Here is a 17198-nt window from a genome sequence, read left to right as displayed (position 1 = left end):
CTACATGAAGTGCTTATCGACCGTTTTCGTGGGCCTTGCCCTGCTGCCATTTGTATTGCCGGGCTTACAAGCCAGCGAGCTGGTGTACACCCCCGTGAACCCGTCCTTCGGCGGCAACCCGCTCAACGGCCCGGTATTATTGAACCAAGCGAATGCTCAGAACCACTTCACCGATCATTCGTCGAGTACCGCTTCCAGCTCAACGAACAGTGCCTTGACGCAGTTCAACAGCATGTTGCAGAGCGCCATTCTAAGTCGGGTTTCATCGGCCGTAACTTCGAGCATTGTTGGCACCGATGGGAAACTGACCCCGGGCACGGTAGAAACTACCGACTTCACTATAACAATCACCAATCTTTCAGCTGGCCTGCTGCAAATCACCACTACGGACAAAACAACCGGGCAGACCACGTCGTTCCAGATCAACCAATAATTTCGCTTCCAAAAGCATCCTCAGCAACTCGCCACAGAAAGTTCGTTCCACGCTTGAAGTGCAAACGTGCGGGCGCTTTTGCCTGCGCAAACACACACCAGACAAACTAAACCGGGAAAGGAATATCTCCATGTTCGCACGTAAATCGTTGATCGCTGTTGCCGTACTGGCGGCTTTGTCAGGCACTGCCTTCGCAGACAACAGCACCGTAAATACCTCTCAGAACGGTGACAAGAACGTTCTGAACGTCGACCAGGCTTTTGCGGCCGGCTCGAAGGTCAGCATCAACCAGACCGGCACGCGGAATGACTCGGTTGTGAAGCAGGTAGGCGCGTCGAACACCGCCGCCGTCACTCAGGTTTCGGGTACTCCGCTGGCCAAGGACGTGGACCAGGTCGCCAAGCTGACCCAAGGCGGCACGCAAAACAACGCCAATATCCGCCAGGAAGGCACTACCGTGGCCAAAGTTACTGCCACTATCAACCAGGCTGTCAATGGTGGCCATGGCAACGACGCCGGCATTACACAAGTGGCTGGAAGTGGCAACGCTAAAGCGCAGATCGATCAGGGCGGCAATAGCCACAAAGCCTACATCTCGCAAAACAAGACCATTGCCGGTGCGGCCACAATCGACCAGAAAGGCACCAGCAACTACGCCGGAATCAACCAGACCGACAGCTACATGGGTGAATCGGTGAAAGTGACCCAGGGCGGCTTCAACAACAAGGGTTATATCACCCAGTACGATACCGACTTCAAGAACGCCAGCGTGAACCAGTCCGGCAACAACAACGTAGGCCTGGTAGAGCAGTCCAACGCCAACTTTGGTGGCGTTACTATCACCCAGACCGGTTCGTTGGGCGACGCTCGTGCCTATCAGCGTTCGGGTAATAACATGAACGCAACCATCACCCAGGCCGGTACCGGCAACCGCGCCACTGCTGACCAGGCAGGCCACAACCATAACGCCACGGTCAAGCAAGAAGGCGCTGATAACGGCCTGGTTGCTGTGAACCAGCGCGGCCTCAATGAAACGGCTTTGGTTACCCAGAGCTGGGGCAGTGATAACTCCGCCTACGTCAACCAGTCGGGCGCCTATAACGAAGAAACCCTGCTGCAAACCGGCTTCAACAACACCGCCACTATCAACCAGAGCGGTATCGCGGCGAGCGGCACTGCCAACGTGGTCAGCCTGACCCAAAGCGGCAACTTCCAGACAGCCACCATCAGCCAGTCCGGCGGCGCCAGCAACAGCGCTGTAGTGACTCAGCGTTAATACCTCGCTTTAGCAGTCACCATGCAGTAACTCCGCCGGTCTCCACCCCGGCGGTTTTTTTACGGAGTAACACCATGCGCGCCCGCTCGCTTTCATTGATGATAATCGCCGCGTTAGTCATGAGTGGCTGTGCCACTTCGCGCCCTGCGGGCACTATTTCTGCTGCAAGTATTTCGCCTCCTACTCACAGCACGCGGGATCTGGTTCGGCTGCCCCCTCCGGCAGGTCCAATCTCCGTGGCTGTTTATGGGTTGCGAGACCAGACCGGCCAATACAAACCTTCGCCGGATAGCTCATTCTCAACCTCGGTGACCCAGGGCGCAGCTTCGCTGCTGATCACCGCGCTGCGGGATTCTCGCTGGTTCAAACCTGTCGAGCGCGAAAATCTCCAAGACCTTCTCACCGAGCGCAAGATCATCCGCGCCCTGGAAATCCCGCAGGACAAAGCCCAGGTGCAGCTACCTGCCCTGCGTCCGGCCAACTTGATCATCGAAGGCGCGATCATCGCCTACGAAAGCAATGTGCGCACCGGCGGTGCCGGGGTGCGCTATTTAGGTATCGGACCTTCCGACACTTACCGCCAAGACCAGGTCACCGTGAACCTGCGTGCGGTCGACATTCGCACGGGCGACATCATCCAGAGCGTTACCACCACCAAGACGATCTTCTCGATCCAAGTGGACTTTGGCGTGTTCAAATATGTGAGCTACCAACACTTGTTGGAAGTCGAAACCGGATTCTCGCAGAACGAACCGGTGCAGCAATGTGTGCGTGAAGCCATCGAAAATGGTCTGATCCATCTCATCGCGCAGGGAGCACGTGATGGCAGTTGGAACTTGAAAAACCCCGACGACCTGAATAAGCCATTGTTGCAGCGCTACCTACAAGCCTATGACGAGCAAACCACGCTATCTCCCACGGGCCCTGAAAACCGAGACACTGCTAACGGTGAAGTACATGGATCGTAACGCTCATTACCGCTGGCGCGGCCTATTAGCTGCAGCCCTGCTGATAGCCAGCACCGCGAGCCAGGCGGCAGACCTGGTATCGGAGGCACGCTATTCGAGCATTCGCCCCAGCGGAAGCCGAGTCGACCTGACTCAGATTGGCAATGACAATAGTGCCGCTGTAGATCAAGTCGGCCGCGACCAGCACCTCCAAATGCTGCAACAGCGCGACCGAAATACCGCAACGGTCAACCAGGGGGGCGCTTACAACGCCGCTGCGGTGGCGCAATACGGCTACAACAACTACGTCCAGCTTGACCAAAATGGCCGCTACAACCAGGCCGCAGTCACCCAGATCGGCACTGGCAACCAAGCCAGCGTGGTACAAAGCGGTGCCTATAACCAGGCCTTTGTCGGCCAATATGGCACCGGTAACCAGGCCAGCGTGACCCAGAATGGCTTCGGCGGCAAGGTAACCGTAAGCCAGTACGGCACCGGTGGTACCGCAACCGTTACCCAACAGTGAGCCCCATGATCGATTACAGTCAGCTGGCCGTAAGCATCGATACTCAGCGCGATGGTGGAATTGTGGTGATCCGCCCTCACCTTGAAAACCCCACCCCGCTCACACTGCGGTATCAGCTGAAGGTAAGCCAAAGCAGTTCGGGCGGGACGTCCGAAATCGTCCAAGGAGGTGAACTCCAAAGCGGCAGCGCAGGCTCGATCGTACACCTCAGCCTGCCCGAGGGCGCGGTGTGTAAGGTGCACCTTTCCGTGTTTGACCAGCAGGCGCTGGTCAAGGCAGTGGATAGACAATGTGAAGACCAGGCGCAGCGTTGAAAGCGATTTGGCAATCAACTACCCAGCACGCTCTGCAGTGGCCAAGTGATAATGGCCCTGGCATACATCGCAGAGCAGGCTCGGCTATTCGCCCAACAAATCGGCCTGCAGCCTATCTCCGGCTACTTGCCTCACAAACGCGCATAATAACTAGCGAGCAGTATCCTTGAGGGGAGCCTGAGGCCAGCATTGGCGGAACAACGCAGTTGCATTACCTTCGCTCCAAAGCCCTTCTCTTGGAGCCGATCATGACCCGAGCGCTTGAAGTCGAGCCCACGCTTACCGACCGCTATCGAACTGCGGTCCCTGAAACAGTACGTCACGCCTCGGGCCTCAATAAGCGGGACAAAATCCATCACGAAATTCGCCCCAGTGGCGAAGTGGTACTGACCCGTGCCGAGGCTTCCGAGGATGACCCGCTGATCGGCCAGCTTCTAGGCTTCCTGGCCAGGGACAGCGCCGGTCACCCTGAGAATCTACAGGCCATAGACGCCAGCCTTGTATCACGCATCCACGCGCTCGTCGGTAACATCGACGTCGACTTGGAAGCTGCGCTGGCAGCGGAGGATGAATGAGTCAAAATGGGTGATTCACGCTCACCCCTTCACACAAACCACCTGCCGCAAGGTATGCACCACCTCCACCAGATCCCGCTGCGCGGCCATCACCTTGTCGATGTCCTTGTACGCCATGGGGATCTCGTCGATCACCGCGGCATCCTTGCGGCACTCCACCCCGGCGGTAGCGCGTTTCTGATCCTCGACGGTGAACATCGCCTTGGCCTGGGTGCGGCTCATCACGCGTCCGGCGCCGTGTGAGCAGCTGCAGAAGGCTTCTTCATTGCCCAGCCCGCGGACGATGAAGCTCTTGGCGCCCATGGAGCCGGGGATGATGCCCATTTGGCCTTTCTGCGCGGAGACGGCGCCTTTGCGGGTGAGCAGGATGTCTTCACCGAAGTAGGTGCCGCGCTCCACATAGTTGTGATGACAGTCCACGGCGACGAGGTGGGCGTCGAAGGGCTTGTGGATAACCTTGCGGGCGGCGTCGAGCACGGCGAGCATCATCACGGCGCGGTTCTGGCGGGCGAAGTCCTGGGCCCATTCCACGGCTTCCACGTAGTCGTCGAAGCTGCGGGTGCCTTCCTTGAGGTAGGCCAGGTCCTTGTCCGGAAGGTTGGCGATGTGGGCGCGCATTTCTTCGCGGGCCTTGGCGATGAAGTAGGTGCCGATGGCGTTGCCGACGCCGCGAGAGCCGGTGTGGAGCATGAACCAGACGTGATCGGTTTCATCCAGGCATACCTCCACGAAGTGGTTGCCGGTGCCCAGGGTGCCGAGATGTTTGTGGTTGTTGGTTTTCGCCAGCACCGGGTGCTTGGCCACGATGCGGTCGAAGCGGCCTTTAAGCGCGGCCCAGGCGTGGTCCACCTGGCTGGGCGGGGTGACCCAGGCGCCGGTATCGCGACCGCCCTTGGCGGTGCGGCCGTGGGGTACGGCTTTTTCGATGGCGTGTCGAAGCGGAGCGAGGTTGTCGGGCAGGTCTGGCGCGCGCAGTGAAGTGCGCACGGCGGACATGCCGCAACCCAGGTCCACGCCCACGGCGGCGGGGATGATGGCGCCCTTCGTAGGGATTACGCTGCCGATGGTGGAGCCCTTGCCCAGGTGCACGTCTGGCATCACCGCCAGGTGCTTGAAGATGAACGGCATCTGGGCGGTGTTGAGCAATTGCTGGCGGGCGGCGGGCTCCACGGGGACGCCGCGATTCCACATCTTGATGGGGCTGCCCTTGGGGCTTTCGAGCAGGTCATAGGGCTGCTGGTGGGCGTGGCTGGGTTGTTTATCAGGCTGTGCGGCCATGGCTGGGTCTCCGGTTTCAGGGCCTGACGGGGGCCTTTGGCGCTGGCGAAGGGTACCTCGCTTAAGGTTGGACTGGCCTGGCGGGGTGGAATTGCGCTGGGAGGGTGAATGGTATCTGGACGGCGTTCATGCCATGGCCGAGGAAAAGAGATACCAAGGGCGGCTTGGATTCGGCAGCTTCGCTGCCTCCTACACCAGCTCGACGCCTTCCAGTGCTTGCCAGCGTTCCAACAGGGCCTGGCGGCGTATGGGGAAGCCTTCTTTCAAGATGTCGAAGACCACCATCCGCGCCGGCCGGAAATGGCGGAAGTCTTCGCGCTTTTCACACCAGGCCACCAGCACAAGCTTTTTATCGAAATATCCCAGGCCTACCGGCCAGATAACGCGAGTCGTGGCGCGGCCGCTGGCGTCGCGGTAAAGCATGCTGACCTTTCGCTCGGCCTGGATGGCTTCGTGAATCTGCGCTTCGGTGACCTCTGGCGTTTCCTGAGGGGCCTGGGGCCTGAGGAACAAAGTGGACTTGTTCAGCCCGTGCCGAAAGCCGGGCGGTATGGCTGCGCTGACTTTATCCAGGGCGCTCTGGCCAGCCTGGGCCAGGCGCTGGTCCGAGCGACCGGTGACCCAGCGCAGGCCCAGCATCAGGGTTTCGAGTTCGTCGTCAGTGAGCGCCAGGGCCGGTAGCTGAACCCCCGGGCGCAGCGTGTAGCCTGCCTCGGCGTCACCTTCGATGCGAGCGCCTTGAGCTCTCAGACATTCGATGTCCTTGGTCAGGGTTCGTGGGGTAACGCCCATTTCCCTGGCGAGCGCGGCGCCCTCTACCGGTGAACGTTCGCGCAGGATTTCCAGCAAGGCAGGCAGGCGTTCTGTGGTGGGCATGACAAGGCGCTCCATGAAGGCATGAGCGCTCTACCTTACGCGATCCGCCCGAAGGCATCACGCTCGCGCGTGCTTCCTCGTCCCTGCTGGCGACTGCCCCTGAACCGATTCACGTCCTGTAACGGATTGCCCCGCTCTAGTACCGAACCTTCCGCCCTCCTTCACCGTCGGACGCTCATCACACAAGCGCATCACGCGAGGTTCTGAAGTGAAGGCAGCGATCATCAAGAAGTACCGCTTGATCATCAAGACCCTGGGCTATGTCGGTTGGTCCCTGTTCTGGCTGTTGCTGTGGGACGTGGCCGTGACCGTGGATTTCATGCTGTTCCTGGACAGCAAGTTCAATCTGCCCTTGATGCCGCTTACCTTGCTGGGTTCGGCGCTGGTGGTGTTGATCAGCTTTCGTAACAGCAGCGCCTACGGTCGTTGGTGGGAGGCGCGGACACTGTGGGGTTCCATGGTGAACAACTCGCGCAGCTTCGCGCGCGAGGTGTTGACCTTCGTGGAGGACCCGGCCGAGGGCGCCAACCCGGTCAAGGCCACGCTGCTCCGTCGGCATGTGGCCTATGTGAACTGCGTGGCGGCGCACTTGCGCGGGCGCCCCTGCCCGCCTGAGGTGCGTGCGTTCATTCCGGATGATGAATTCGAGCGCCACGGCAGCACCAACAACTTCGCCAATGACATTCTCAACGGGTCGGCGGCGCTGCTGGCGAAGGAGTACCAGGCGGGGCGACTGGACAGCATGCGCCTGGCACGGCTGGAGGCCACCATGGTGGAACTGTCCAATGCCCAAGGCGGCATGGAGCGGATCGCCAATACCCCGCTGCCTTACCCCTATGTGTACTTCCCCCGGCTGTTCCTGACCCTGTTCTGCCTGATCGTGCCCATCGGCCTGGTGGAATCCCTGGGCTGGTTCACGCCCCTGGCGTCGACGGTGGTGGGCTTCATGCTGCTGGCCATCGAGCGCATCGGCACAGACCTGCAAAGCCCCTTCCGCGCCAGCGAGCACCAGATTCCGGTGGATGCCATCTGCGAGACCATTGAAAAGAATCTGGAATCGATGCAGCGGGATGCGTTGGGGGGATGTGCCTGATTGGGCATGGAATCGGGGGGTTGTTCGCCAGCTTTGCTGGCTCCCACCGGGTGAACTGGAGCCTCATGCAAGGCTTCGAAAAGATATTTGGTGGGAGCTAGCGACAGCTAGCGAATAACCCTGCATCAAGAGGGAATTCGCCAGCTTTGCTGGCTCCCACCAGGTGAACTGGAGCCCCATGCAAGGCTTCGGAAATGTATTCCGGTGGGAGCTAGCGACAGCTAGCGAATAACCCTGCATCAAGAGGGAATTCGCCAGCTTTGCTGGCTCCCACCGGGTGAACTGGAGCCTTATGCAAGGCTTCGGAAGTGTATTCCGGTGGGAGCTAGCGAATGGAGTCGTCTTCCAGCGTTTCGCGCGCCTGGGCGTAGGCGTCGTCGGCTTGCCGCTTGAGATCGAAGCATTCCTGGGTGCTGATCACGCCCAGGCGTTCGAGCACTTCCACGTGGGTACGGAGTGCGGCCTGATAGTAGTCCGGTGCGCCCTTGCGCAGCTTGGCGTCTTCGAGCATGTCGTGCCACAGGCGCAGTTCGTTGACCCTGATTTGCTGTAAATCCTTGAACATGGCGGAGCTCTCTTGCAAAGACAGTGTTCAAAGGACGGGGATTTGCCGGGAAGGTTCGAATACGTGCACCTGATTACGGCCCGCCTGCTTGGCGTCGTACATGGCGGTGTCGGCATCCTTGATCAGCTGTTCGGCGGCGCGCGGGTCGCCGTCGCGGTAGAGGGTCAGGCCGATGCTGGCGCTGAGCTCGACGCTACCCGCGGCCAGCAGCACGGGCGCGCTCAGGGCGGTGAGCAATTTCTCGGCGACACCGCTGGCCTGGCCCGGGTCGGCCAGGTGGGTGAGCACCACGATGAATTCGTCCCCGGCGATGCGAAACACCCGGTCGGTGCCGCGCAGGCACTGGACCATGCGCTGGCCCATTTCCTTGAGCAGCAGGTCTCCGGCGTCGTGGCCGAGGTTATCGTTCACGGCCTTGAAACCGTCCAGGTCGAGAAAGAGTACGCTCAGGCAGTCGCCGTCGTCGTTGGCGCCAGCCATGGCGCGGGGTAGCCATTCGCTCAGGGCACGCCTGTTGGCCACGCCGGTGAGCGGGTCTTGCAGGGCTTCGCGCTCGCGGGCTTCTTCTCGGGCCTTGCGGGCGCTGATTTCATGCAGGAAGGCGTTGAAAAACACGCCCTGCTCCACATGCAGGGCGTTGATGTGCAGCTCCACGGGAATGGTATGCCCCTGCCGATGCAGGGCCTGCAGTTCCAGGCGCTTGCCCAGTACGCGGTTCTCCCCGGTACTGAGGTAACGGCGCATGCCGCGCACATGCTGTTCGCGCAGTTCCGGTGGCACCAGCAGGTCTTCCAGCAGCCGGCCTACCGCTTCCTCCCGAGACCAGCCAAAGGTCGCCTCGGCTTGGCGGTTCCAGGCCAGGATGCGGCCGTGCTCGTCGGTACGCACATAAGCATCCTGGGTGTATTCGAGCACAGCCACCAGCTCCGCCTCACGCTGATGCAGGGCCTGGGTGCGCTCGGCCACGCGGGCTTCCAGTTCCTCGGCCAGTTGAGCCAAGGCAGCCTGGGCGGTCTTGCGAGCCTCGATGTCAGTGGCCACAGCCAGGATGAAATCCAGCTCGCCATTGCTCAGGTCATGGCGGGTAAGGGTGAGGTGGACCCATCGCACGTCGCCGTCCTTGCGCAGGTAGCGTTTTTCCATTTCGAAGCGCGAGATCAGGCCCTTACGCAGCTGTTCACGCAACTGCGCGTTGTCTTCCAGATCGTCAGGGTGGGTCAGTTGTCGGTAGCTCATGCCTACCAACTCCTGAGCACTGTATCCGGCCAGTTCGCAAAAGGCCGGGTTCACTCGCAGCAGGGTGCCTTCGGCGTCGGACAAGGCCATGCCCGGCCCCGCGCTTTCGAACACCGAGCGCAGGCGGTCTTCGGCGGTCTCGATACGGGCCTGGGAGTGCTCCAGATGGGAGCGGGACAAGAAAGCCGTTTCGCGCAGGCGCAATTCCCGCTCGGCCAATTCGGCCAGGTCCGTGAGAATCTGCAGTTGGTCCGCGGACAGCTCGCGAGGGCGCGAATCGATGGCGCACAAGGTGCCCATGGCATGGCCCTCGCTGGTGTGCAGCGGCACGCCGGCATAGAAGCGAATATAGGGCGATTGGGTAACCAGAGGGTTGTTGGCGAAGCGTTCGTCACCCTGGGCATCGGTTACCACAAAGGCATGACGCTGGCGAATGGCATGGTCGCAGAAGGCGATTTCCCGAGGTGTCTGCCGCACTTGAAGCCCCACGGCAGACTTGAACCATTGGCGATGTTCGTCCACCAGGGTGATCAGGGCGATGGGAACGTCCAGGACACGGGCCAGCAGCCGAGTGATGCGGTCGAACTCCGGCTCGGGCTCGGTATCGAGCAGGTTGAGGGCATGCAACAAGCGCAGGCGGATCTCCTCAGCGTCGCTCACGGATGCATTCATGGAAGAAATTACCGTGCTATGGGTGCTACGCGCTTCTGCGCAACCAGCGCAGCTGGCGAACGGGCGGTCGAGCCCCATCCGCCAGTTGCGCTGGCGCTACAGTAAGCCGGGTCGCTTGCAGTATAGAACTGTCTAGCCCCGTGAACCGCTGCGCTCCATGCGCTCACGATCGCTCAGCTCAACGGCGCGCCGGGCCGCGTCTACATCGGTTTTCCGGTATTCGCAGCGGCCATGCTCGTCGGTGACCTGGAATACCACGCCCTCGTCTTCGCGCCGGGCTTCACAGGGAATGTCCCTGCCTTCGAGTCGTTTCACGGTGACAGCCATGGGAATGTCCTCAGAGGAGATCCGCCGGAACGGTGCCGCCGCTGGCCGCTACCTTCTGGAGGATGGCTTTGTGTAACCACATGTTCATTTCAGCGGAATCATTCAGCTTGTCGGCCGGGCAGCCCAGCTCGTTGGCCAAGCCCTTGCGGTGCTCCAGGCTGCTGTCGATGCCCAGCAGTTTGAGCAGGTCCACCACCGAGGTACGCCAGTTGAGTTTTTCGGCGTGGCCGCTGGCCATGCCGTCGAGCTTGGCGCCCACGTCAATGGTGCTGTCGGTGCGCGGTACCGAGGTCCCGGTAATGCTGGGGGCCAGCCCATCCTGGTTCACCGGCGCGGTGCCCGCTGGGGCGGTGGTGGCAGGGCCCGTGGTGGTAGTCGAGGCCGCGCCCACGGTAGACGTGGTAGTGGACGTCGGTTGATTATCGTCGTGGCCGATGCCCAGCTTGCTCAGGATATCTTTGAAAAAGCTCATCAATGTTTCCTCGTAACGCGATAGGTAAAAAGTTGACCTGCGCCTTACGAGGAAAGTTTGATCGCATCGACAATCGTGCTCAGGCGTGCACGGTCACCCGGTTGCGGCCACTGCGCTTGGAGTTGTAGAGCGCCTGGTCGGCGCGCTCGATCAGTTCCTGATGGTCGGCGGCCGGGCGGTGCAGGTCCGCCACGCCCAGGCTGATGGTAAAACGGATGAGCTTGCCGTCGTGCTCCACCACGGTTTCCTCGATCGACGCCCTGAGACGCTCGGCCAGGATTTGCCCGCCTTCCTTGTCCGTGTCCGGCAACAGGAGGGCGAATTCCTCGCCGCCGTAGCGGCCGCAGATGTCCGAATCCCGCACGTGCTCGCGCACCAGGTCCGCCACCCGCTGGATCACCCGGTCGCCCCCGGGGTGGCCATAGGTATCGTTGACCTGCTTGAAGTGGTCGATGTCGAACATGATCAGGGTACAGTCGTTGCCGTAGCGGCTGTGCCGGGCGTACTCATGCTTGAGGGCTTCTTCCCAGTGGCCACGGTTGTACAGGCCGGTGAGGCGATCGGTGCTGGAGAGCTTCTGCAGCTGGGCGTTGACCGTTTGCAACTGCCGACGATTGGTGGCGACTTCCGTCACGTCGTAGACCACCAGGCAGATATGCTCCACCTGATTGTTGATCGAACGCAGCGGGAAGAGCGTGGTGTTCTGGTACATGAAGGGTTCGGAGCCGGTGATCGGCTGGTAGGTCTCGAACTTCAGCAAATGAGGCCGCTGCTCCCAGATGGTGAACGACGGCGACCCCAGGGTAATCACGCTTTCGACCTTGCGGGTGAACCAGGTCTGGTCCACCTCATGGAACAGGCTGAAGAAGGACTTGCCCTGGGCCTCGCGGGCGGGCACGCCGGAGTGGTTCTCGATGAAGGTGTTCCATACCGTCACGTTGAACTGGCGGTCGAACACCACCACGCCCACGTCGATACTCTGAGTAATGGCCAGCAGCCAATGCAGCTCGGTCAGGTCAAGGGATCTATTCATGTCAGTTCATCATGTACGCGAGCTTGCCTTTTAGCCGGGGCAGCGAGGTTTCGGTGAACAACAGCAAGAGGTCGAAATGAATATCGTGGCCCTCCACGCTGTAGCTGATCTCAACGGCCAGGGTTTGTTTCCAGCGATGGCGGTTGAGCTTGATCAGGTCCTCGATGCGCGCGTGTTCACCCAGTACTTGCGGATGGCTGAGCGAGAAGGTGAGGTCGATCTGTTCGCCGATCCCGCTGAGGCAGGCGCCGATCAGCAGGGCGGAGAGGTCCAGCAGCATTTCGGACTGGCTGCTTTCACGGTACTCCTGGCGCAGCAGGCGGGCCATGTCGGCCATGCTGCTGTCATGGAACATCAGCAGGGCCTCGCCCGCGATACCTTCGCCGATGTAGCCCTGGCAGATGGCGGTCAGTTGGCTGCCCCGCTGGGCATCGGCCAAGGCCATGTGCAACTCGCCTACTTCCAGCACGTTCACATTGGGCAGTGGCAGCTCCACGAACACATTGAGCACCTTGGCCAGCAGCGCCGCGGCTCGGCCCATGGCTACGTTCACGGTTTCCCGGAAGGCATCGTTGAAGCTGATATTCATGGCTGAGGCAACGTCGCTGGGGCTGCCTTCGCCGCCTGCTGTCAGGCCACACAGGGCCAGGGCCTTGCGCAACTCATCCGGGTTGCCGGGCTTTCTCAGGAAGGTGACCGCCCCCAGGACCATCACCCGACGCACGGCTTCGTCCTGCACATCGCCGGACACTACGACCACCTTCACCGGCAAGCGCTCGTCACGAATGGCGGCCAATACCTGGTAGCCATCCATTTCCGGCATGGTCAGGTCCAGCAGCACCACCTGGCCCTTGCCCGCGCGAATGGCCTCAAGCCCCAGCCGCCCGTTCTCGGCCTGGGTGACCGATACGTTGAGCCCCTCGGGCAATGCCCGCAGCAACTGCTTGCGGGCCATGTTCGAATCGTCACAGATCAGCAAAGGTACAACGGCCATCGACAGGGTTATCCCGATTAGTTGCCCGTGGCGCGGGGAAAGCCCGCGGTACGCCAAACAGCGAGTTGTGGCATAAGGCCACCTACTCTACCAGTCTGTATCCACTTACTCATACGGACGGTAGCAAATCACAGCGGTTGCGTCAGGCTACAGTGAAGAGCACCCTGAGCAGTGCTTGGACATCCCCGCCCGCAGTTGTATGATGTCCGTTAACAAACAGCGATAACCTGCGTCGAAGCTCTTCGCTTTGGTTTGTATCCCCGCTTCGGCACCGCTCATGCTTCCCCGTTAACCGAACAAGGAGACAAGAATGCCTGACGTTCTCGGACAGAACTTCATCAACGGTTCCCGTAGCAAAGGGGGCGAAGCCAGCCTCAAGAGCGTAGACGCCAGCACCGGCGAAGCCCTGCCCTATGCGTTCTACCAGGCCACCGAGGCTGAAGTGGACGAAGCCGCCCGCGCCGCCGAAGCGGCCTACCCTGAGTTCCGCCAACTGAGCCCGGCCCGCCGCGCTGAGTTCCTCGAGGCCGTCGCTGATGAGTTGGACGCTCTCGGGGACGATTTCGTTGCCATCGTTTGTCGCGAAACCGCGCTGCCGGCTGCCCGCATCCAGGGCGAGCGCGGCCGCACCAGCGGCCAGATGCGCCTGTTCGCCAAAGTACTGCGCCGGGGCGACTACTTGGGTGCCCGCATCGACCTGCCGCTGCCAGACCGCAAGCCCCTGCCGCGCCTGGACCTGCGCCAGTACCGCATTGGCGTAGGCCCGGTGGGCGTATTCGGCGCCAGCAACTTCCCCCTGGCCTTCTCCACCGCCGGTGGTGACACTGCCTCGGCCTTCGCCGCAGGCTGCCCGGTGGTGGTCAAGGCGCACAGCGGCCACATGGCCACCGCTGACCTGGTGGGCACGGCCATCGTCCGCGCCGCTGAGCGCACCGGCATGCCCAAGGGCGTGTTCAACATGATCTTCGGCAACCGCGTCGGCGAAGCCCTGGTCAAGCACCCGGCCATCAAGGCCGTGGGCTTCACCGGTTCGCTCAAGGGCGGCACCGCGTTGTGCAAGATCGCCGCCGAGCGCCCGGAGCCCATCCCGGTATTCGCCGAGATGTCCAGCATCAACCCGGTGATCCTGCTGCCGGAAGCCTTGAAAACCCGCGGCGCCACCGTGGCCAAGGAGCTGGCCGGCTCCGTGTGCATGGGCGCGGGCCAGTTCTGCACCAACCCGGGCCTGGTCATCGGTGTGAAGTCCGCCGAGTTCACCAGCTTCCTCGAAGCGCTCAAGGGTGAAATCGCCGGCCAGGCGCCGCAGACCATGCTCAACGCCGGCGGCCTGGGCAGCTACAGCCAGGGCGTGCAGCACCTGCACGACCACCCGGGCATCACCCACCTGGCCGGTAACGCTCAGGAAGGCAGCCAGGCCCAGGCCCAGCTGTTCAAGGCAGACGTGTCGCTGTTGCTCAAGGGCGACCCATTGCTGCAGGAAGAAGTGTTCGGGCCCACCACCGTAGTGGTGGAAGTAGCCGATGACGCCGAGCTCAAGCAAGCCCTGCTGGGCCTGCGTGGCCAGCTCACCGCGACCCTGATCGGCGAAACCGCGGACCTGACCGCCTACCAGTGGCTGGTGCCGATCCTGGAGCACAAGGTAGGGCGTATCCTGGTCAACGGTTACCCCACCGGTGTAGAAGTGTGCGAAGCCATGGTCCATGGCGGCCCCTTCCCGGCTACTTCGGACGCTCGCGGTACTTCGGTCGGTACCCTGGCCATCGACCGCTACCTGCGCCCGATCTGCTTCCAGAACTACCCGGACGCGCTGCTGCCTGAAGCCCTGCAAAACGCCAACCCGCTGGGCCTTCAGCGCCTGGTGAATGGCGAGTGGAGCACCCAGCCCATCGCCTGATGGCTGTGCCGGCCGCCGCCCCGCCAGGCGGCGGCCACCTTCGCTTATTTCACCACACGCCCCTCCCCGCGCCCACGCGGGTCAGACGCGGTTTCCAGCTCGCCGTCCTGTACCCGAATCAACTGCACATTGCCCATCAGCCACCCCTGATCTTCCAGGGTGTAGCCCATTTTCTTCAGGTCATCGGCCACCTCTCCCGTCAGCGGCGCCAGCGCGTCGTAGTAGATGGTGTCCTTGGGCAGCAACTGGTGATGCACCCGCTGTACGGTCACCGCTTCCACCGGGGTCAGCTGATAGTCGTACAGGTTGTTGAGCACCTGGAACAGCGTAGTGAAGATCCGCGAGCCACCCGGCGTGCCGAGCACCAGAGTCACCTGGCCGTTGCGGGTCACGATGGTCGGGCTCATGGAAGACAGCATCCGTTTGCCCGGGGCAATGGCGTTGGCGTCGCTGCCGACCACACCGAACCCGTTGGCCACGCCGGGCTTGGCGCTGAAGTCGTCCATTTCGTCGTTGAGCAGGAAGCCCGCCCCGTCCACCACCACGCCGCTGCCGTAGTCGAAGTTCAGGGTGTAGGTGTTGCTCACGGCGTTGCCGTCTTTGTCGATCACCGAGAAGTGCGTGGTCTGGTGGGTTTCCAGGCCTGGGCGCACCTGCTCGGTGGGCGAGATCGCCTTGGGGTTGATCTCGGCGGCGCGGCGGTCCAGGTAGGCCGGGGCGATCAGCTTGTCCACCGGCACCTTGTTGAAGTCCGGGTCGCCCAGGTAGTCGGCGCGGTCGGCGAACACGCGCTTTTCGATTTCCGCCAGCAGGTGAATGTACCGGGCCGAATTGAGCGGTACGCCTTTGAAGTCTTCGCTGCGCCTCTCCTTGATGCCCAGCAGCTGGGCCAGGGCGATCCCTCCGGAACTGGGCAGGGGCGCGGTGTAGATGGCATTGCCGCGCCAGTCGATCTTCAGCGGCTCGCGCCAGTGGGCCTTGTAGCCCTTGAGGTCCGCCGCGGTGATCAGGCCCTTGTCCTGCTGCATCTGCTTGACCAGCAGTTGGGCCGTCTTGCCCTGATAGAACTCGCTTACGCCCTTGTCGGCGATGCGCTCCAGGGTTTGCGCCAGCTCCGGCTGGGTGAAGCGCTCGCCGACCTTCATGTTGCCGAAGTATTTGCCGAAGTTGGTGCTGCCCTTGAACAGGCCCAGGGCATCCTCGCGGTATTGGTACTGCTCCTGGGCTACGATGAAGCCGCGCTTGGCGTAGCCGATGGCCGGGGTCAACAGCTCGGCCCAGGGTAGCTTGCCGAAGCGCTTGTGGGCTTCCCACAGGCCCATCACGGTGCCCGGCACCCCGGCCGCCTTGGCGCCAACCAGGCTCAGGTCAGGCACCACCTCGCCCTTGGCGTCTAGGTACATGTCCTTGGTGGCGGCCTTGGGCGCGGTTTCCCGGTAATCGAGGAAGTAAGGTTTGCCGTTGACGTACAACGTCATGAAGCCACCGCCGCCGAGGTTCCCGGCCTCGGGGAAGGTCACTGCCAGCGTGAAGGCAGTGGCCACCGCCGCATCCACCGCGTTGCCGCCACGCTTGAGCACGGCTTCGGCCACTTCCGCGCCGTAGCGGTCCGGCGAGGCGATGGCCCCCGCCGGCAGGGCACTGGCCCAGCTGGTGCCGCAGGCGACCAGCACGGCCGTGGCGACCAGGGTTTTGCAGAGTACGAGACGCATGGGCGATCCTTGTTGTGGGAAATCCGCCCTCAAGTAAGGACCAAAAACGCCGTCTCGGCAAAATCCGGTTATTTGGCGTACGCCTTCAGCTTCTCCTGCATGAAGTCCAGGAAGCACTGGATGCGCAGGGCCAGCTGCGTGTTGCGGTAGTACACCGCGTGAATCGGCTGGCGATGGCCGCTGTTGTGGCTGGCCAGCAGTACCTTGAGCCGGCCCTCGCGGATGTCGTGGTGGGTCATGAAATGCGACAGGCACACGATACCCTCCCCGGCCAGGGCCAGCTCGCGCAGGGTGTCGCCACTGGAAGCAGCCAGCGCCGGGGTAATGGCCCAGCGGTCCCCGCCACTGTGACGCAGCGGCCACTGGTTGAGCCCCTCGTTACGGGTGAAGCCGAGCAGGGTGTGCCGCTGCAAGTCTTCCACATGCCGTGGCGTGCCATGGCGCTCCAGGTAGGCCGGGCTGGCCAGCAGGTTCAGTGGGCTGCTGCCCAGGTGGCGCGCATGCAGGGTGGAATCGGCCAGGCTGCCGATGCGAATGGCGACGTCGGTGCTTTCTTCGAGCAGGTCGATGATCAGGTCGTTGGTGTTGAGCTCGAGGAAAATATCCGGGTAGCGGCTGCGGAATTCCGCCACATGGGGCACTACCGCATGGAGCATGAAGGGCGAGGCGGCATTGACCCTTAGCCGTCCGGCCGGCGCCTGTTGGCGCAGGGCGAGGTGTTCCTCCAGTGCTTCCATGTCTTCAAGGATGGCCTTGGCCCGCTCCAGGAAGAACTTGCCTTCCTCGGTAAGGCTCATGCGCCGGGTGGTGCGGTTGATCAGGGTAGTGCCCAGCTTGGCCTCGAGCCGCGCCAGGGAGCGGCTTACCGCCGAAGGCGATTGCCCGACCTGCTCGGCGGCGGCGGAAAAGGAGCCGCCGTCGACCACTGAAACGAAGAGTTGCAGTTCATCGGATCGGGCTTTCACATACCAGGCT

At 62.1% G+C, this 17198-nt stretch carries 18 protein-coding genes; 8 read left to right on the top strand and 10 right to left on the bottom strand.

Annotated elements, in window-relative coordinates; all coding sequences use genetic code 11:
- Positions 1-4 precede the first annotated feature (4 nt).
- From BN1188_RS00935 to BN1188_RS00910, 6 genes are all read left to right on the top strand, one after another.
- Positions 5-433, top strand: a complete 429-nt coding sequence (locus BN1188_RS00935) for a curli assembly protein CsgF (protein WP_052469109.1) — start codon at positions 5-7, stop codon at positions 431-433.
- Between the two features lie 130 nt (positions 434-563).
- Entirely contained in the window at positions 564-1709 is a 1146-nt protein-coding gene (locus BN1188_RS00930; RefSeq protein WP_040259305.1) for a hypothetical protein, read from the top strand.
- 74 nt (positions 1710-1783) lie between these two features.
- Positions 1784-2677, top strand: a complete 894-nt coding sequence (locus BN1188_RS00925; protein ID WP_040259304.1) for a CsgG/HfaB family protein — start codon at positions 1784-1786, stop codon at positions 2675-2677.
- On the top strand, positions 2667-3182 hold the full coding sequence (locus BN1188_RS00920; RefSeq protein ID WP_040259303.1) for a hypothetical protein: 516 nt from the start codon (positions 2667-2669) through the stop codon (positions 3180-3182). The genes BN1188_RS00925 and BN1188_RS00920 overlap by 11 nt, the downstream gene beginning before the upstream one ends.
- 5 nt (positions 3183-3187) lie before the next feature.
- Positions 3188-3496, top strand: coding sequence for a curli-like amyloid fiber formation chaperone CsgH (gene csgH, locus BN1188_RS00915; protein WP_040259302.1), 309 nt, complete (start codon positions 3188-3190; stop codon positions 3494-3496).
- Positions 3497-3744: 248 nt separating this feature from the next.
- Entirely contained in the window at positions 3745-4071 is a 327-nt protein-coding gene (locus tag BN1188_RS00910) for a type II toxin-antitoxin system PrlF family antitoxin (RefSeq protein WP_040259301.1), read from the top strand.
- A gap of 21 nt (positions 4072-4092) precedes the next feature.
- Here BN1188_RS00910 and BN1188_RS00905 read toward each other — a convergent pair whose 3' ends face one another.
- Both BN1188_RS00905 and BN1188_RS00900 read right to left on the bottom strand, forming a co-directional pair.
- Positions 4093-5349, bottom strand: a complete 1257-nt coding sequence (locus BN1188_RS00905) for an RtcB family protein (RefSeq protein WP_052469101.1) — start codon at positions 5347-5349, stop codon at positions 4093-4095.
- 189 nt (positions 5350-5538) lie between these two features.
- Positions 5539-6225 (bottom strand): helix-turn-helix transcriptional regulator, encoded by a 687-nt coding sequence (locus BN1188_RS00900; protein WP_040259300.1) that lies wholly within the window; start codon positions 6223-6225, stop codon positions 5539-5541.
- Positions 6226-6433: 208 nt separating this feature from the next.
- Between BN1188_RS00900 and BN1188_RS00895 the strand changes: the two genes are divergently transcribed.
- Entirely contained in the window at positions 6434-7318 is an 885-nt protein-coding gene (locus BN1188_RS00895; protein ID WP_040259299.1) for a bestrophin family protein, read from the top strand.
- Between the two features lie 325 nt (positions 7319-7643).
- Here the strand turns inward: BN1188_RS00895 and BN1188_RS00890 are convergent, their stop codons facing one another.
- The 6 genes from BN1188_RS00890 to BN1188_RS00865 all read right to left on the bottom strand — a co-directional run bounded on the left by BN1188_RS00890 (position 7644) and on the right by BN1188_RS00865 (position 12617).
- A complete protein-coding gene (locus BN1188_RS00890) occupies positions 7644-7883 on the bottom strand; it encodes a hypothetical protein (RefSeq protein ID WP_040259298.1) in 240 nt (79 codons plus the stop codon).
- Between the two features lie 27 nt (positions 7884-7910).
- Positions 7911-9779: a bifunctional diguanylate cyclase/phosphodiesterase gene (locus tag BN1188_RS00885; protein WP_052469100.1), complete on the bottom strand. Its 1869-nt coding sequence runs from the start codon at positions 9777-9779 to the stop codon at positions 7911-7913.
- A gap of 144 nt (positions 9780-9923) precedes the next feature.
- Positions 9924-10118, bottom strand: a complete 195-nt coding sequence (locus tag BN1188_RS00880; RefSeq protein WP_040259297.1) for a hypothetical protein — start codon at positions 10116-10118, stop codon at positions 9924-9926.
- A 10-nt stretch (positions 10119-10128) separates the two neighbouring features.
- Entirely contained in the window at positions 10129-10590 is a 462-nt protein-coding gene (locus BN1188_RS00875) for a DUF3597 domain-containing protein (RefSeq protein WP_040259296.1), read from the bottom strand.
- A gap of 79 nt (positions 10591-10669) precedes the next feature.
- Positions 10670-11623, bottom strand: coding sequence for a sensor domain-containing diguanylate cyclase (locus tag BN1188_RS00870; RefSeq protein ID WP_040259295.1), 954 nt, complete (start codon positions 11621-11623; stop codon positions 10670-10672).
- A 1-nt stretch (position 11624) separates the two neighbouring features.
- Entirely contained in the window at positions 11625-12617 is a 993-nt protein-coding gene (locus BN1188_RS00865; protein ID WP_040259294.1) for a response regulator, read from the bottom strand.
- Positions 12618-12927: 310 nt separating this feature from the next.
- Between BN1188_RS00865 and BN1188_RS00860 the strand changes: the two genes are divergently transcribed.
- Positions 12928-14511 (top strand): aldehyde dehydrogenase (NADP(+)), encoded by a 1584-nt coding sequence (locus BN1188_RS00860; RefSeq protein WP_040259293.1) that lies wholly within the window; start codon positions 12928-12930, stop codon positions 14509-14511.
- A 44-nt stretch (positions 14512-14555) separates the two neighbouring features.
- Here BN1188_RS00860 and ggt read toward each other — a convergent pair whose 3' ends face one another.
- On the bottom strand, positions 14556-16223 hold the full coding sequence (ggt, locus tag BN1188_RS00855; RefSeq protein ID WP_040259292.1) for a gamma-glutamyltransferase: 1668 nt from the start codon (positions 16221-16223) through the stop codon (positions 14556-14558).
- 68 nt (positions 16224-16291) lie between these two features.
- The gene (locus BN1188_RS00850; protein ID WP_040259291.1) at positions 16292-17188 is read right to left on the bottom strand and encodes a LysR family transcriptional regulator; all 897 of its coding nucleotides are present in this window, start codon (positions 17186-17188) and stop codon (positions 16292-16294) included.
- Positions 17189-17198 lie beyond the last annotated feature (10 nt).

Source organism: Pseudomonas massiliensis, assembly GCF_000826105.1.
GTDB lineage: Bacteria > Pseudomonadota > Gammaproteobacteria > Pseudomonadales > Pseudomonadaceae > Aquipseudomonas > Aquipseudomonas massiliensis.
Note: the sequence above shows the minus strand (reverse complement) of the source record. Positions and strands in the feature narration are given on the sequence as shown.